Below are 17891 nucleotides of genomic sequence, written 5' to 3'. Positions count from 1 at the left end.
TTATTTTGTCTTTAATTTTCTAATTAAAAATAAAGATATTAGGCATAAAAAACTAATATACAACATGGGAAAATGATTAAAATAATGTATTGTTGCTATTTGAGTGAAAACATATGGGGTTATTCCAATAAATAATCCATTTGTTGTATTTAAGCAAAGAGCAAGTGCAGATGTTCTCATTTTAGTGGAAAACATAGTTGCTAAAATATTAAAAACAGAACCCACACAAGCGCCTAAAGTAATAGACATGAGTATAATAAATATTGTTATGGTTTCTTTACTGCCAGATTGAAATACTGAATTTGATATTAAAGTTAAAATAAAAAGAGAAATAATACCAATTATATAAACATTTTTTGATTTAATTTTATCAGAAAGGTATCCAAATATAATGCAAAAAAGGGCATTGAGAAAAAATCCTAACGTTACAATTTTCTCAATAAATATTTTTTCAAATAGAAATGCGGTTTCTAAGGTTTTTGAAGATATTAACAAAAAATATAAGAATGCAGTTGAAGATGGCAATAATATAATGATTCCTAAAACAACATCTTTAAAGTGTTTCTGAAATAAAGTAAAAAAAGGAACTTTTAAAACGCCATTTGATTTTTTGCATTGCAAAAAATCTTTACTTTCGTTTAGACTTTTTCTTAAGTAAATTCCAATTATTCCTAAAATTCCGCCGACAGCAAAAGGAATACGCCATCCCCATGAATAAAATGTTTCAGGAGACATTAAAGAATTTAAAGATGAATATAATAAGGAAGCAAAAAAAGATCCAAAAATAATGCCTCCAAAAAGAAAGCCCATTGCGAGACTTTTTCTTTTTTCATTTGCATATTCATGAATATAAGCCATTGCGCAAGGAGCTTCGCCTCCTAAGGCAAAACCTTGTGCAATTCTTAATAGCAATAAAATAAGGGGAGCAAGAAATCCAATTTGTTCATAAGTAGGTAACAAGGCAATTCCTAAAGTTGGAATTGCCATTAAAAAAAGAGTGATCATAAATGGTTTTTTACGGCCAGAAGTATCTCCTAAATGACTAAAATAAAAACCACCTAAAAATCTTGCAAAATACCCAGCAGCAAAAATTCCAAATGTTTTTAATAAAGCAACACTTGGAATGGAATCATCAAAAAAATGTTTACTAATTACAGGAGTCATTAAAGCAAATAAGGAAAAATCATAATATTCAAAAGCACCACCAATAGAACAAAGAAATAAGGTTTTATTCTCTGATGTTTTTGTAATAGCCATTTTTATTCCAATTTAAAAATGTTTATTTATGCTGAGCAACTTCTTTTTGAATGAGAGCCATAACAGCTTTTCCATCACAAGTAGGGTATAATTGTTTTATTTCTTTCATTATTAAACCAATATTTACCTTTTCTTGAGAAGGTGTTTGAGAGATTTTATCTTGTATGATTTTATTTAATTCATCATCTGATGGCGCTTTAGGCATATAACGTTCGACTATTTTTAATTCGCTTTCCGTTTGTAAATGTTTCTCACTTCCTTTTGGAAACATTTCAAGAGCATCGATAAGTTGTTTTCTATAGGAAAGGACAGCATCAAATTCTGAGATGGGCTTAGCAGCTGTTTGGCCATATTGTATAGCGCTAATTAACATACGAAGAACTCCAGTAAGTTCTTTATCCTGATTTTTAAGTGCACTTTTTAAGTCATTTGTTAGTGTCTCTTTAAGTGTAGTCATTTTTATCCTTACTTTGTTTTAAATACCCAAACGCCATTCCAATCTTTTTCAAGACCTTTTTCTTTTAGGTAATTACATCTTTCAATAAACTCTTCACTAGGAGGATCTTTGCCATCGTTCATGCGAATAGCTTCTTTGAATTTATGAATGGCTTCTTTCCAATTTTGGGCACGGTAAAGAGCCAAGCCTTCTTCAAACAACCTAACCAATTCTAGCGCTTTTTGTCTATCCATTTCTTTAAATCTCATGATTTCAAAAATACGAACAGGTTCATTTTTTCCTTTAACTTGAATATTATCGAGTTCACGAAAAATAAATTTATGTGGCTCTTTTAAAGCATTTTTAGTAAATTCTGAGCAAATAATTCGGGTTCCATAGTTTTTATTAATGCCTTCAAGACGCGCTCCTAAGTTAACAGCATCGCCTAAAACAGTATAATCAAAGCGTTGGTCGCTACCCATGTTACCAACAACCATATCTCCTGTATTCAGTCCAATACCAATATCTAAAAATGGTAGATTTTCTGATTTCCATTTTTTTTGAAGAACTTCAAGTTCATCAAGCATTTTTAAGCTAGAAGCAACAGCTTTGTCTGCATGATTTTCCATTGGAATTGGGGCTCCCCAAACAGCCATAATGGCATCTCCAATATATTTATCCAATAGTCCATTTGAATCTAAAATAATCTTAGTCATTGGTGTAAAATATTCATTTAAAATGGAAGTTAGTTTTTCTGGACTTAAAGCTTCACTGATTGTTGTGAATCCTCTTACGTCGGAGAAAAAGACAGTCATAAACTTCTTATCTCCACCCAATTTTAATCTTTCAGGATGTTCCATTAATTGATTAATAACAGCGGGATTTAAATAATGTTGAAAAGCGCTTCGCACTTTTTTCTTTTCTCGTTCTTCTGTAAAATATTTAAATATGGTTATTCCAAAATAAATAGATACGCTTTGTAAATAGAACATACCTGCATAGTACCAGTTACCTTGTCCAAATAAATATTCTTCATCAATGTAAAAGAAGGTAGCAAGAATGAGTATAATAAAAAAGGAAGATTTTAATGCATTTAAATATTTAAGTGCATAAGAAAAAAGAATACCAGTGAATAAAAGCAATGAAACTTCTATTAATGGGGCAGAAATAGGTCTTCTCATAAAATTTTGTGTTAATATGTTTTCAATTATCGCAACATGATGACCAACTCCATCAAAGTTTTCATCAAATGGAGAAGGTCTTTTATCATTTGTTCCTGTCGCTGTTCCTCCATAAACTAAAATTTTAGGTATATCTTTCGGAAGTTTATTATTATAAGCATCTTCTAACGAAATTTGAGGAATTTTTGAGAATTCACCATAATGATTAATAAGAAGTTTTCCTAGTCCATCAAAATAAACTGGGATTTTAATTTGTTTCTTTTTGCTATCGGTTGGATAAAGTTCAATCGAATCAATGCCAGATGGGTCAAAATGGATAACAACTCCGCTTGCTAAATAGTTTGCAGCTAAAGATAAGGCAAGACTAGGAACAATAATGGGAGCCCCAATTTTTTCACCAAATTTATTTATTGGATCAATTGTTCTTACTAATATTGATTTTCTAATCATTCCATCGGAATCGGATTGATTATTTGCAAAACCCATATATTTGGATTTACCCGCAATAATTGGTGTGTTTGTAATTGCACCATATGAAATAATATCTTTATAATTGTTTAATGAGAAGCCATTTGGAAAATCTAGAAAATCAATTGATGAACTTTTAAGCCGATTAAAGCTGTTAAACCAGTCATAAGAAGAACCTTTTATTTGTTCGTCATTTTCTAAATAAAAGAATCCTTGCACAATATTTCCAAAATTGTCGATACTTTTTCCTAGAGAAATATCACCAGGACTTGATTCTAATAACTCTGCTAAGCCATTTTCAAATGCTTTTGGATTATAATTTGAAGAAATAAGAATTTTTTCTAAATCTGGCAAAGATTCTTCAAGTAGCCTGTGTGAAGGTTCTGAAAAAAATACGTCAAACCCGATCCATTTTACACCTGCATTTTGTAGATTTTGAAATGCCTTTTCATAAATTCCTCTTGGGAATGGCCATCTTCCAAATTTTTCTATACTTTTATCATCTGCTGTAAGTGCTCCTACAACTCCACTTAATTTTTTAGGACCTCTTAATTTAAAGCGAATATCATAAAGAACCCGTTCTAATTGACCAACGATATCAATAGAATTTTTTGGTAAACTATAATGTTTAATTAAGAAGAATAAGCATAATAATGTAATTAATATTCCAATTTTAAAAGAGGAAGGAACAAATAAATATTTAAATTTTCTTTTACTTTTGATGTTTTCTTTAGGCATTTTTTTCCCTTACTCAAGTATAATAATTACCATGATATTATAATTGAGTATAAAATGAGAAAATGGGAAAATATGTATTATTTAGCCAAAAGAAATATTTGTTCAAACGGAGACTCATTTATATTTGATTCGGTTGGATTTTGGTTTTTATAATTTTTGTTTTGATTAAAATTTTTATGTATTATGTTTGAATTTAACTTTTTTGTGTTTTCTTGATAAAATTTTGTAATTATATTAATTGATTCTCTGATATTTTTTGAGTGTGCTTTTGAAATAATTTCAATAATATTTTCAAAGCTTTCTACGAATAATGATTCAGAATGTTTTTTTAAATTATTTAAGTTTTTTAATATTATTTTTTGCAACCCATTGATTAATTCTAATTTGTTTATCTCACATGACTTTTTTAAAAGAAATGATAAATGAATATTAAGTGATTTTAAGTCATCTAATTTGTCAAAAATTAGGTCTGAATATTTATCAGAAAAATTTATAAATTCAATTGGATTTTTTAACATTTGATTTTGTAGAACAGCATTTCCCATTTCTGCAAGATGTGCTGAGCCAGATAGAAAATCTTTTAAATGTTCTGTTAAAAATATAAATGCTGTTTTTGAGGATTCATTTTCAGAAAAATATTTCGCAAAAATATGCTCAAGTAAACTTTGCCCAAAACGAGAAAGAATTTTTTGTAAATTTATTTTTGATTTTATCTCAATTCTAGATAAATAATATACAATAGCAATTCTTATTTCTATATTATTAATATTTCCCCTGGCTAAAAGATTTGATGTGATGTATTCAATAATTTCATTGTTTTTATTAATTTTTTTGTTTGTTTTGGAATTCTCTTCAAATTTATTTATTCCAATGTTAATAACTAATGATAAACAATTAGCAATTATTTTTCTTTCATTTTCTTCAATAGAAAACTCTTGATCTATAATTTCAAATAAAACTTCACATATTTTTTTAGTAAATATTTCATCTTTAGTCTTTTTTAATAATATATCAATTAGAACTTTAGAAAAATGCCAATTTTCTTCTGAACTAGATAATATACAATATGAAAATAAAATGTCATTAAATTTTTCAGCATTTAAATATTTTGTATAAATTGTATCAGTAGTAAATTCGGCAATGTAATATTTTTGATCTTTAGATAGTGATTTATACTGTTCTATAATATTTGCATGTCTTTTTATTTTAGAAGAATTTTGTTCAAGCATATTTGATTCAATAATAAACATGCGAATAGCAGACTGCGGATCTATAGATTTTGTAATCAATTTCTTGCTCGCCAACTATGACTCCTTTGTTTCCTTAATATAAGGAATAACAATTAAGTTATCGGAGTTGGTTTTCAAAAAACTGAAAAAATAATTAATTTTCTATATATATCATAAGCTTATTTTTTGGAAGGTTTATAACTTAAAATCATTTTTGCTTCTTTAAAAATACTAAAAACACATGGTATGACTAAAAGTGTTAAAATTGTTGAAGAAATAAGACCACCTATGACAGCAACTCCCATGGGGGAACGCTGCTCATGACCTAAGTCGCTTCCAAATGCCATAGGTAACATTCCAAAAATCATAGCAAAAGTTGTCATTAGAATAGGTCTTAACCTTGTTTTTCCTGCTATTTGCAAAGCTAAGTTAACATTTTTGCCTTCTTGGATGAGTTGTTCAGTAAAATCCAATAGTAAAATAGCATTTTTTTTCACAAGTCCAGTTAATAAGATTAAGCCAACCATTGCGTAAAGTGACATAGGTTGATTTAAAATAAGCAGAGCAATAAAAGCCCCTGAAAATGCTAAAGGAACACTTAATAAAATAACAAAAGGGGTTATGAAACTTTCAAACTGCGAACATAAGACCATATAAGCAAATAATAAAGATAATAAAAGTGTTTGTATAACAGCAGTATTTGTATCTTTTAAATCTTTTGAATCTCCTGAAAAATCATAGCTTAATCCAAGCATTCTATTTTGATTTAGGTAAGATTCAATTTGTTTTAATACTTTACCTAAATCATTTCCTGTGTAGTCTGCAAGAACTGTATATTCTTGTATCCCGTTATGATGCTGAATGACTGAATTTTGTTTGTCTAATGATATTTTTGCAATGCTGTTTAAAGGAATTGGTGTATTATTTTTTCCTGGAACAGTCACAGATAAAATATCGTTTGGAGTTAAAGCTTGTTTATCATTTACTTTTGCGACTATGTCGAATGTGTCGCTATTCCTATTAAAAGACCCCACATTTTCACCATAGAACAAATAAGATAATGTAGTTGCAATTGCATCGCTTGTTACGTTTAAAGAATTTGCCATTACGAAGTTTGGTACCACTTTAATTTCATCAGCGGGAGGTGGAGTGTCTGAAATAATATCTTCAACGCCATCTATTGTTTTTAAATATTTTTGCAATTCAAGAGCGTATTTTTCAAGATCTTGTGAGTTTGGATTAGTTAAAATAACTTGTATAGGTTGCTGTGATTTTCCCGGTCTTCCGAGTGTTATGATTTCATCTGGATTTTTAATAAATTTCTTTAATTCACTACGAATTCTTTTTTCTAATTTTTGCTGAGTAAAATTTCTTTCAATTGGATCAACTAAGTTAACAATAAATACAGAGTCATTTTGATCGGTTAGTCTAAAAAATACGTTTTTTATTCCTGGATATTTTCTAAGCCAATTTGCAATTTCTTGAGAGCGAATTGTTGTCTCTGGTATTGATGTATTTGGAGCAAGCTGCATTGAAATAGCAAAGTAACTTGTATCCATTTTTGGTGTAAAGTTTGTTGGTACAAAATGTAATAGGATTAAACTTAGTATAAGTACGAAAAAACCCATTGTTATTGTAACAAGTCTATTTTTAAGAGTGACTATAATTAATTTTGAATATAAATTTTCCCAATATATAAAAATAGATTCAAATTTTTCTAATATAAAATTTTTCTTTTTTTCGGAGTCATGTTTATTTAATATCCTGCTACCAAGCATAGGGCTTAAGGTAAAGGCGACAAAAAGTGAAATTAATACAGATGCTGAAACCGTAATAGCAAATTCATAAAAATACCGACCTATTTTTCCTTCCATAAAAGCAACGGGCATAAATACGGCAATAATAGCAAATGTTATTGCAATTGCTGGTATTCCTATTTCTTTCATGGCATCATATGTTGCAACACGAGCCGATTTTCCTAAAAGGATATGCCTATGTATATTTTCTATTACAACTATGGCATCATCAACTATAATTCCAATTGATAAAGAGAGCGCTAATGTTGTCATTGAATTTAAAGTAAATCCAAGTAAATGAATTAGACCAATTGTTCCTAAAACAGAAGTTGGAATGGCAATTGAACTGATAAATGTAGATTTCCAGTCTTGCAAAAATAAATACACGATTAAAATTGTAAGAATAGCTCCAAGAATAATATCAAAATTAACGGCATTCATTGAGCCAGATATAAATCGAGAAGTATCATTTACAATGCGAATATCAATTTTATCTTTTACTGATAGCGATAAATTATTTATTAATTTTTTTGAGTTATTTGCAACTTCAACTGTATTTGCATCAGAAGATTTAGACACATAAACAATAATCGCAGGTTTTCCATCGCTTTCCCCGTATGTTGTCTGTTCTTGAATGGTGTCTTTTATGACTGCTAATTCATCTAGCCGAATTATAACACCAGCTGTTGTTAAAATTGGAATATTTGCAACTTCATTAATTGAATTCGGTAAAGTAGTTGAGTTAATATTATAAGCAAGTTTTTCATTTTTAACTTGCCCACCTGGAACAGTAACAATTTGTGATTTAATTTGATTTATAACGTTATATGCCGTTAGACCAAGTGAATCTAGTTTATCATTATCAAAAGAAATATCAAATTCAGGAAGTCTTAAACCTGCAATTCCAATATCTCCTACTCCTTTTACCTGTGATATATTTGGGACAAAAATGCTATTGATATATTCTGATAAGTTTCCAATTCCAAAATTAATTGTTTTACTAGATAAAGCAATTTGTAGAATAGAGGATGCATTTTGGTCGACAGGCTTTACTACGGGAGTGAGCGCATTGGATGGCCAATTTTTCTTTCCAGTCACACTTGTCATTGCATTTCTAATATTATTAACAGCAACATTTATATTTTCAGATAATACAAAAGTAACTCTAATATTTACGGATCCATTTGAAGCTGTTGAATCTATTGTATCAATTCCTTCTATAGAACGTAATGCAGATTCTATAGGATTCAAAACATTTTGTTCTATATATTTTGGTGTAGCGCCTGCAACTTGAACCTTGATATTGACAATAGGTAAATCTACTTTTGGCTGATTGTCTACTCCTATTTTTTGATATGCCAAAAGCCCTATAATGATAATTAATAAGTTCATCATACCTGCAAAAATAGGGCGTTTTATAGAAACATTAGAAAGCAACATAATTTTATTTCCTTATTTTAATTGTATTAAAATTAATTCACCTGACATAAGTTGCTTTTCTGTATTACTTGGGACTCCTATTATCAAATAAGATTTGTTGTTTTGATCGATATAAGGAATAATGTTTGTGATAGTAAAAATTCCTTTATTTTTTTGATTTGTTGATTTAAATGGAAATTTTTGTCCAACTTTGAAATTATTTTCAATCGTTTGTGGAATTAATAATTGTATTTGCAGATTTTCAAGTGAAGCTAAAGTTACAATAGGTGAAGTAGCTGAAACATAATTGCCTATCCATGAGGTTAAATTAAAAATATAACCTGAAAATGGAGCTATAAGTGAAGTATCATTAAAATTTATTTGAGCAATTTTAAGTTGAGTATCAGCTAATTTAACAGCAATTTGTGAATTTAAATAATTTGATTCTGCTTGTTCAAGGGCAATTTGTGTTGTTGCTTGTTTTTGATTTAATGTTTGGGTTCTTTTCAATGAAAGTAATGCGAATTTTTCAGAATTTTTTGCTTGTTCAAGATTGTATTGTGCTAATTTAAGTTGTTCTGAAAAAATAGAATTATCTAATTTAGCAATTACTTGACCCTTTTTAACATATTGTCCATTTTTAGCTAAAATTGAATAAATAAATCCGTTCACTCTAAAACTTAATTGACTTGTATTTGTTCCATATACTGTTGCTGGTAATTGATTTAAAATGACTTCATTGTTTAAATTAATAATATGTTTCTTTTCGGCAGGATTTATCTGTTTTAAATTTTGTTCATTTTGTTCATTGATTTTTAATTCTTGCTTTTTATTGAAGTTTATTTCTGGAGGAAGTTCTGCTACTTCTTTTCTTTTACAAGCTTGAAATAGAATTAAACCTATAAATAGCGATATAATTATAATTTTATATTTCATGTTATTTCCTTTCAATCTAATTTGGATAAGCTTGGGTAAAGGCCAAGAGTTGCTTGAAAAGTTAACCAGGCAAGATCCAAATTAAACCTTGCTTGTGCCAGTGAAGCTTTTGCTGTTGTTAAAGATTGTTGCGAAGTGACAAGATCAAGTGCTGCAACTTGGCCATTTAAAAAACGATATGAAACCAATTTATATGCCTCTTCAGCTGTTTGAGCAGCATCTTTCGCTAATGAAACAGAACTTATATTATTTTGAATTGTACTATAATTTTGAAATACTTGATTTAAAATTTGTTCTTTTTGATTTTTTTCAAGATATTTTTGCGCTACAACTTTTTCATTTAATGAGTTATCTTGGTTATTTCTAATACCCCAGTCCCATAAATTCCAACTCATTTGTAAACCATAGCTTACATAGTTATCAGAGCTTGATAAAGAATTGGAACTATTTGTTGAGGAGGAAGGATTAATATTTTTTGTATAACTAATAAAAGCATTAATTGATGGTAAATAATTATCTAAATTTAAAGTTTTAGTTACCTCAGCATATTTTATATTTTCTTTTGCTATGAGAATGCTTTGATTATTTTTCAGCGCAATTTTTTTTGCATCTTCTAATGAAGGTATTTTAGGATTTTTAATTTCCCAAGATGATTTTTCATTTGAAACAAGCTGAATTTGGTTAAAATTTGAAACGCCAATAGCTTGGGAAAGTGAAAATAAGGCTATATCTAATTGCGATTTTGCATTATTTACTTCCTGAGTCGTTTGAGAATATTGAAGTAGAATTCTCAAATAGTCATCTTTGTATATGCTTCCTGTTTGGTACAACACTTCAGCATCTGATTTAGATTTTTTTACAGTTTCTATTGTTGCATTTGCAATAGATAATTGTTGGGAAGCTAATTGAGCATTTAAAAAATAGGTTGCGCCTAATAGAGCAGATTGTATTTTTGTTTGTGAAACAAGTAATTTATTAATTTTTGTGGTAATTTCTTTTTGATTTAATTGATGAAAAATTGGAATAACACCTAAAATAGGCTGAGTTAAAGTAAGAGTTGCATTTGACGAAGAGCTTGGTGCATTTTGTGGAAACGTGAAACTTTCGGAGTCTGAATTTCCTTCATTCCAAGTAATGTTACTTGTAGCAGATAGATTTGGTAATAAGCCTCTTGCTGTTGCTTTTTCTTCGTATTCAGTTGAGGATAAATTTGCTTGAGAAGCTTTTAGATTGTCTGATTGATTTTGAGTCATTTTCATTGCGTTTTCAATGTCTATTTTGATCATACTATTTTCTTTTGTTGTTTTAAAATTTAAACTCTCTTGTCCAAATGCATTAAAATTTGATATTAAATTAAATAATATAATTAGAGTTTTAATAAAATTTATTTTTAAAAAAAGGATAAATATTTTTTTGGGGTTCTTGTAGCTAGCCATTTTAATTTCTTCTCCAGCTTAATTGCTCATTTAATTTAAAGAAAGTATAAAAATATTCAACGAGAATTATAAAATTAAATAAAAAAAAATGATATAGAATTAAAAAATATTTTTATTGAAGATAAATAAAATCATAACTTGCTTAAAAATCAAATATCAAATTTAAATTAATATAAACTTACCATTTTTTTTAAAATATTTTAATTTAACTTGGTTATGGATTTTATTATTAATGAAATTATTATTATATTTGATTGTAATTATAACATTTTATTATTGAATAAAATTTCATATTGAATATTTATTTCTTGCAAAAATTAATTGAATCAGATAATGCATTTGATGAAGTCAGTAAATTTCTTAATTTAAGAGGGTTTCAAAGACAATTTCATTTAAAATGAAATTAGTAATAATTTATAATAGTAAAAAAAAATATATTTATTTCAACTTTATCATTTTTAAAAGGAGTTTATAAAATGAGAAATTTTATTTTGTTCTTTATATATTTCTTAATTTTAACAGCATGTTCTAGGCAAGATAATTCAAGTTATATTGAATTAAACAATTCAGATGAACTTTTATACCCAAACATTAATATACTAAAAAGTATAAATAGTAATAGTTCTTTATTTCTAAATGAACTTATTTTAGAAGGAAAATATGTTAAATGTTTGGGAAGAAATAATAAAGAAATTTGGAGAATTAGTTCTAATATAAATAATAATAAAAAAATAAAAAATCGTTTGGTTTTTAAAAAAGATGACAAAGCCTGTGAATTGCATTTTACAAAAATTTCATTAAAAAATTTAAGTAATGTTGAATATATTTATATACCAAATGGAAGTGAAGACACAATTTTGAAAAATAATTTTTTTAATTATAACTTAGAACTGAAAAATAGGAATAACTATATTTATTCTAATATAAGACTTTCAGAAGATAAATCAATTATTGAGATATTTTTTATGAAATCAAAATCTGTAATTGGAGTCAATAAAAAAATAGAAAAAATAAAAGTTGATCTAAAAGCAGAAGCTCAGAATAATTTGGATAAAATAAATATGAATTATGGTGATTCTATAGTAAAAAGATATAATTTTACAAATACGGGTACATCTCCTATTTCTATTTTAGGTTTTTCAAATGATCTCGTTTTTAATAACACTTGCACTAATTTATTATCGCCATCTCAAAATTGTTTTGCTGATTTTTTATTAACTGCAAGAGATGTTTCTAATAAAAATTTAAAAATAAGTGCAAATTATAAATATAATAATGAATTAGCTAAAATTAAAGGCACTAATAAAAACGTTGAAATTGAATCTACTTTTAATTATAATTCTAAAATATTAGATGATATATATATATATAGATTATACCACTTTGACAATACTATTTTTGCAGCAAATTTTTATCAAAACCAAAAAGGCTTATATTACTCAAATAAAAAAACAAATAATAATTTCGTAAAAGTAAGTGGCCTTCCTCATAATCTTGAAATTAGAGGAATGGCTAAATCTGGTAATAAAGTTTATGTTATAGCATTTAATAATAATAATATTAATGATGAAAGAGGAGGGCTATACTACGCAGAATTAAATGAAAATAATTATAATTTTAAAGTAGTAAATAAAATGAGAAATTATATTGATTTTCATGGAATATCTAGTAATGGTGATTTATTATATTTAGTAACAAACCAAAATGGAGCTTTTTATTTTGAAAATGGAAATCATGAAAATATTAAAGAATTAAATATCCATGATAAAAATACAAAAGAGATTTTTAAAAAATTTGGCGATGTTTTTGTATTTAATAATGAAATTTTTATAATTAAAGATAAAACTATTTATTATGCTAACTCAATAAATAAAGAAAATTTTGAAATTTTTAATATTAACATAATCAACACTGACGAAGACATATTTATAAAAAATATCGCATTAGTGAAAAACAAAATACTAATTGGTACGAATAAAGGTTTATTTTATACAAATAAAATATTAAGTGAATTTTCATCAAATTATTTAAGAAATGAATTTATTCCATTAGATGTTATTTATGGAGGTGAAAAATTAAATTTTAATATTAATGATATATATGATTTAAAAGTTTATGATGATTCAATATATGTTGTTACAATTTGTGAAAATAAAACTTGTAAGTTTAAAAATGGTATTTATCAAATTAATAATGGTAAAAATAATGAAACAAAAAAAATATTTTCAAATCAAAATTTAGATGATAAATTTGTTGGTATTACAATTGATGGTGGTAGTATCTATGGAACTAAAACTAATGGCGTTGATTATTATGAATTTAATAGAAGCAGTAAAATAGAGAATAAATTGATAAGTGATTCTCAGCAAATCTTTAAAAGTGATTTTTTTATTAAAGAAGATAGATTATTTCTTTTTAACAATGGCGAAGAAAATAGTTTATATTATTCTGATTTATTTGGAAAGAATGATTTTAATAAAATAAATATGACACCAAATTTAAAAGAAATTTACCAAATGAAAGCTTATGATTCTAATATATATGCTATAGTTAAAAACTCACCTAACAGAGGGGTCTGGTTTGCAGAAAATTCACAATTATTAAAATCTGAATCATTAAATTTTAAACATATTAATACTTTCTCAAATTTTAACATCAAGTCAGTAATAGAGGCAAATGAATTAATATTTTTTATTACAGAAAAAAATATTATATTATCAAAACTTGAAAATCCATATGAATTAAGACATTTAAACTTAAGTAATGAATCCGAATTTAATTATAGATTGAAAGAAAATATTATTGATATGTATTTTGATAATAATGCTTTATATTTATTAACTGATAAAAACATATATAAATCATTTTTATTTGTGAATGATCAAAATTCTTTGCTAAAAGAAATAAATTTTATTAAAATAAAAACAAATCTTCCTAAAAATATAAACTCATTTTTTGTAAAAAATAACTCAATTTATTTAGCCACTCAAAATGGTATTTGGTTTTCTGAAAGTATATTTAATGGGAATTTTCAGAAATTAGATTTATATAATAATGAGGAAGTACTAACAATTAAACTTTTAGGAAATATATTTTATATAATGAAAAGTGATGGTTTGTATTTAGTTAATATTTATGATTATATAACAAATTTTTTAGAATTAAAATTAAATAGTTCTCGTTCAATAAATTTGAAAGATGTATCTCAAGTTATTGTAAATAAAAATAAAATATTTTCTATAAATAACAACCAATTGATTTTATCGATTGATAATGGAAAAAATTTTAATCGTATTAATTTAAGTAAAAATAATATAAAAAGTCATTTTATCTTTCCTTTTGGCGATTCTATATATCTAGCTACCAATAAAGGATTATTTGTTTCGCATGATAATGATAATTTTTTTGATATTAGTTTAGATAATCGCTTTTATAATCATGTGACAAATTATAAAAATAGAATATTATTATCATCAAATGATGGCGTATTTGAATTATTGAACAATGGGAATATTAAAAAATTAAATTCATTAAGTACAAAAAAAATATACTCACTTCATAATACAATTTATTTTGTCACAAATGATGGAAAATTATTTAAATCTGAAGATGAGCAAAATTATATTGAAGTTTATAAAAATATAATAAAAGATCAAAAAATACTATCTCTATATTTTGACAACGAAAATTTATATGTGGGAACAGATAATGGATTATTTGTTTTTTATAATAATGATAAATATTTAAAAAAATACCAAGTTTCTGATTTTAATATAAAGATGAATCATATTAACTCTATTCAAAAATTTGGATCCATGCTTTATCTTGCTACAGATGACGGTATTGCAATTTCAGAGGATGGAGGCGAATCTTTCAAAGTGCTAGGAGAAGAGAGTGGGCTCGGTGCTGAAAAAATAAACGATATTTATATAAATTTTTCAAATTCACAGAGCGTTTCATTGTCTTTCTACTTAGCAACAGAAAATGGTTTGTTTGTTTCAAATTTATAAAAAGGGATTTTATGTTCAGTAGTTTTAAAAATGAGGGCAACAGAAAAAATATAATTATATTATTTTTGTCTTTTTCTATATTTATTTTTGCTTATATTTCTTTCATTAATGGCATAAATAATCATTATGCAATGTTTTATGATCAAACGAGGGATTGGCGAATTGCGAGTAACTCAAGTTTGAATCTAACAGGAACTCAAATTGCAACGGGAGGTACCTCATTTGGACCCATATTTTATTGGATTTTGCATTTTATTTATCATTATATAGGTCCATTTTTTAACTATTTACCTCATACTGCAGTTTATGGAATGGGTTTTATAAGCGCATTATCATATTCATTCTTGTTTTATGTTTTTAGCAAAAATTTTTATTCTTCAATCATTTTTATTTTTGGGATTTTCATTTTATATATTACAAGTCCAATAATATCTTCGATAGGATCTACCTCTTGGAATCCAAATTTAGCTGCAGCTTTTGTCAATTTTTCTTTTGGAATGGGTATATTATTTAAAATTTTTGATAATGGATTCACAAATCAAAATAGAATGATATTTATTCTTTATGTTATAATTACTTGGTTTTCAGTTCAGTGTCATTCACCTGCTTTATTCTTTGTCTTTGCTTCGTTTCTCTTTGTTTTTTTAAAAACAAATGGTAAAAATTTAAAAATAAAATTTGTTTTGTATATTATTATTTTAATTTTTATTTTACAAATTCCTCATTTAATACATTTGTATCAAAATCTTAATGTTATAAATGATTATAATCGAGGGACTTCAAAGGCTTTTGAGAGATTTTTCTTATTTCAAGGAGCCTACGGTCAGGGTTTTCTTTTTATTTTTGAAGCTTCCTTTAATATTCTGTTTAAACAATCTAAATTATATCCTTTTATTTTAGTTTATTTATATTTATTATTTGTATTTATATTTAAAAAAGAAGCTAGAACATCGTTAACAAAATTTTCATTTTTATTTATTTTGATAAGTTATCATTGCTATTCTAGTCTTCCACCAGCGACTCGATCTGACTATTTACTTTTATCAAGTGTATTTCCTTTAAGTTTATCTCCACTTATTTTGGCTTATCATTATTTTATTTTTCCAAAAAATTTAAAATACTTCATTCAAATTATTAGTGTTATAGCCATTATTTATTTTGTTCCAACAAGAATTTCTCAAAAAGATTCTGGCTTTGATTATTATAAAACCATTGTTTCATCATCAAGACAAATATTCGATTCTCATAAGGAAATAAAGGATATTGTTTATCCAAAATTTCACTTACCGTTAGATACCACTTTGGTATATGAAGGTTTTGGTGGTAAGGTAAATAAACAAAGTAATATTGTTGCTTATGTAGATATGAATGGACAAATAACATATAAATAATAATTTATTTGTTCATCTCTATTTTATATTGTTCGATTGCCATTTTAGACATATATGAATCATTTTTCATGGAATCGATCATTTTTTTTGCATTTAATAAGTCTTTTTTGCCGTTGATATCTGTCTTTGAGTCTTCAAGTGTTTTTAAATTTGGATTTAAGGAAGGATCATTTTCTTTCATCCAATTTAAAATTAGATCGCGAATTCCAAAGCTCTGTGAATCTGCCATTAATTTTGTATATTCACCGTCCAGCATCCCTTGAAAAATGTCATGAGCATTACTTTCATCTTCTGGTTTAGATGTTTGTCTCATGCTTTTTAACATCATGTCTAAATAAATTGTTTCAAACTCTTTTGCTACATTTTCAGCATCTTTAACTTTTTGAAGTAGTTTTGGATTTTTATTTTTATCATCTGTTTTTTGAGTATTTATTTTTTCATCGGGTCTTAAATACTCATTGCTTTTATTTAATGGTGCATTATCAATTAAGTTAATTCTCATTTTAATCCTTTACATAAGTTTTATTTGAGCTCTTAATGCTTTGGCACTTTCAAGTGTTTGAATAATGGAAACGACATCTTTAGGGCCTGCTCCTAGCGTGTTTAGAGCGCGAACCAATTCTCCAATTGTAGTTGAAGTTGGTATTTCACTTACTTTATTTGTTTTTTTACCAATTTGAATTTCAAGTCGTCCATGACTAATAGCCACGGGTTCAATAACTACATTATTTCCTGATATAATTGTTCCTGTTCTTTCATTAATTACAATTAAAGCTTTTGAATCTGGTGTTACTTTAATTTGCTCTAAAATAGACATAAAGGTTACAGGATTATAGCTAGGATTATTTCTAGCAACTGTTCTTGGTATTTTAACTGAAATTAAACCACTATTAACAGGGTCTGCAATAAACTCACCAAAAAAATCATTTAAAGCTTTAGCTATTCTGCTTGCTGTTGTAAAATCTGCATTTTTTAAACTTAATTCAACATTATTATTACTCATAAAGGTAGATAAAAATTCTTTTTCAACAATTCCACTTAGTGATAATGAAACTGTTTTAGGTGTTGTACTTTTTGCAGGTTGTCCCGCACCACCTTCATTTCCCGCCATGGAAGTTCCTTGGCTAATACTTCCTTGTGCTGTTGCATAAACTTGGCTATCTGCTGCGCTTAAACTTGTTAACAATAAGGTACCACCTTCTAAACTTTGGCAGTCTCCAATACTTGAGATTCGAATATCCAATTTATCTCCTATTCTTGCAAAAGGAGGTAACTCGGCCGTTACGACAACAACAGCAATATTTTTTGTAATTACTTCATTCGGAGTGATAGCCATACCAAGTCGGTTCATAACGGAAGCAGCTGCTTTATTTGTAGCAATACTTGATTTGCTATCGCCTGTCCCTTGTAAACCAACAACAATTCCTAGTCCTGTTAATTGGTTTGATCGAACACCTCTAAATTCAACAAGATCTTTGATACGAACAGGAAGCTCAATTTCTTCTGCAGCGATGGTATTTCCTAAAGTAAAGAAAAGAGATGTGAATAATATTTTTATAGCTAAATTCAAATTCCTTTTAATCAAGGTAAATTC

At 26.8% G+C, this 17891-nt stretch carries 11 protein-coding genes; 2 read left to right on the top strand and 9 right to left on the bottom strand.

What is annotated here, in order from left to right:
* From GCL60_RS13505 to GCL60_RS13475, 7 genes are all read right to left on the bottom strand, one after another.
* Positions 1-1257 carry an MFS transporter gene (locus GCL60_RS13505; RefSeq protein WP_153421204.1) on the bottom strand — a complete coding sequence of 419 codons (1257 nt, stop codon included), beginning with the start codon at positions 1255-1257 and terminating at the stop codon, positions 1-3.
* Positions 1258-1279: 22 nt separating this feature from the next.
* Positions 1280-1714: a GatB/YqeY domain-containing protein gene (locus GCL60_RS13500; protein WP_153421203.1), complete on the bottom strand. Its 435-nt coding sequence runs from the start codon at positions 1712-1714 to the stop codon at positions 1280-1282.
* Between the two features lie 8 nt (positions 1715-1722).
* Entirely contained in the window at positions 1723-4080 is a 2358-nt protein-coding gene (locus tag GCL60_RS13495; protein WP_153421202.1) for a CHASE2 domain-containing protein, read from the bottom strand.
* Positions 4081-4157: 77 nt separating this feature from the next.
* A complete protein-coding gene (locus GCL60_RS13490) occupies positions 4158-5384 on the bottom strand; it encodes a hypothetical protein (RefSeq protein WP_153421201.1) in 1227 nt (408 codons plus the stop codon).
* 104 nt (positions 5385-5488) lie between these two features.
* Entirely contained in the window at positions 5489-8545 is a 3057-nt protein-coding gene (locus GCL60_RS13485; protein WP_153421200.1) for an efflux RND transporter permease subunit, read from the bottom strand.
* A 12-nt stretch (positions 8546-8557) separates the two neighbouring features.
* Positions 8558-9460 carry an efflux RND transporter periplasmic adaptor subunit gene (locus tag GCL60_RS13480; protein ID WP_153421199.1) on the bottom strand — a complete coding sequence of 301 codons (903 nt, stop codon included), beginning with the start codon at positions 9458-9460 and terminating at the stop codon, positions 8558-8560.
* An 11-nt stretch (positions 9461-9471) separates the two neighbouring features.
* Positions 9472-10896, bottom strand: coding sequence for a TolC family protein (locus GCL60_RS13475; RefSeq protein ID WP_153421198.1), 1425 nt, complete (start codon positions 10894-10896; stop codon positions 9472-9474).
* A gap of 476 nt (positions 10897-11372) precedes the next feature.
* Here GCL60_RS13475 and GCL60_RS13470 point away from each other — a divergent pair, with 476 nt between their 5' ends.
* Both GCL60_RS13470 and GCL60_RS13465 read left to right on the top strand, forming a co-directional pair.
* A complete protein-coding gene (locus GCL60_RS13470) occupies positions 11373-14906 on the top strand; it encodes a hypothetical protein (protein ID WP_153421197.1) in 3534 nt (1177 codons plus the stop codon).
* An 11-nt stretch (positions 14907-14917) separates the two neighbouring features.
* A complete protein-coding gene (locus GCL60_RS13465) occupies positions 14918-16297 on the top strand; it encodes a hypothetical protein (RefSeq protein WP_153421196.1) in 1380 nt (459 codons plus the stop codon).
* 4 nt (positions 16298-16301) lie between these two features.
* Here GCL60_RS13465 and GCL60_RS13460 read toward each other — a convergent pair whose 3' ends face one another.
* Together GCL60_RS13460 and GCL60_RS13455 are read right to left on the bottom strand one after the other, a co-directional pair.
* Entirely contained in the window at positions 16302-16799 is a 498-nt protein-coding gene (locus GCL60_RS13460) for a rod-binding protein (protein WP_153421195.1), read from the bottom strand.
* 9 nt (positions 16800-16808) lie between these two features.
* The gene (locus GCL60_RS13455; protein ID WP_153421194.1) at positions 16809-17882 is read right to left on the bottom strand and encodes a flagellar basal body P-ring protein FlgI; all 1074 of its coding nucleotides are present in this window, start codon (positions 17880-17882) and stop codon (positions 16809-16811) included.
* Between the last annotated feature and the right edge of the window lie 9 nt (positions 17883-17891).

The sequence above is a fragment of the Silvanigrella paludirubra genome (assembly GCF_009208775.1).
GTDB lineage: Bacteria > Bdellovibrionota_B > Oligoflexia > Silvanigrellales > Silvanigrellaceae > Silvanigrella > Silvanigrella paludirubra.
Note: the sequence above shows the minus strand (reverse complement) of the source record. Positions and strands in the feature narration are given on the sequence as shown.

Bases quoted from the DNA above. Each gene is read 5' to 3' on its own strand.
- GCL60_RS13470 (WP_153421197.1), top strand. From the start codon at position 11,373: ATGAGAAATTTTATTTTGTTCTTTATATATTTCTTAATTTTAACAGCA.
- GCL60_RS13505 (WP_153421204.1), bottom strand. From the start codon at position 1,257: ATGGCTATTACAAAAACATCAGAGAATAAAACCTTATTTCTTTGTTCT.
- GCL60_RS13500 (WP_153421203.1), bottom strand. From the start codon at position 1,714: ATGACTACACTTAAAGAGACACTAACAAATGACTTAAAAAGTGCACTT.
- GCL60_RS13460 (WP_153421195.1), bottom strand. From the start codon at position 16,799: ATGAGAATTAACTTAATTGATAATGCACCATTAAATAAAAGCAATGAG.
- GCL60_RS13465 (WP_153421196.1), top strand. From the start codon at position 14,918: ATGTTCAGTAGTTTTAAAAATGAGGGCAACAGAAAAAATATAATTATA.
- GCL60_RS13495 (WP_153421202.1), bottom strand. From the start codon at position 4,080: ATGCCTAAAGAAAACATCAAAAGTAAAAGAAAATTTAAATATTTATTT.
- GCL60_RS13480 (WP_153421199.1), bottom strand. From the start codon at position 9,460: ATGAAATATAAAATTATAATTATATCGCTATTTATAGGTTTAATTCTA.
- GCL60_RS13485 (WP_153421200.1), bottom strand. From the start codon at position 8,545: ATGTTGCTTTCTAATGTTTCTATAAAACGCCCTATTTTTGCAGGTATG.
- GCL60_RS13475 (WP_153421198.1), bottom strand. From the start codon at position 10,896: ATGGCTAGCTACAAGAACCCCAAAAAAATATTTATCCTTTTTTTAAAA.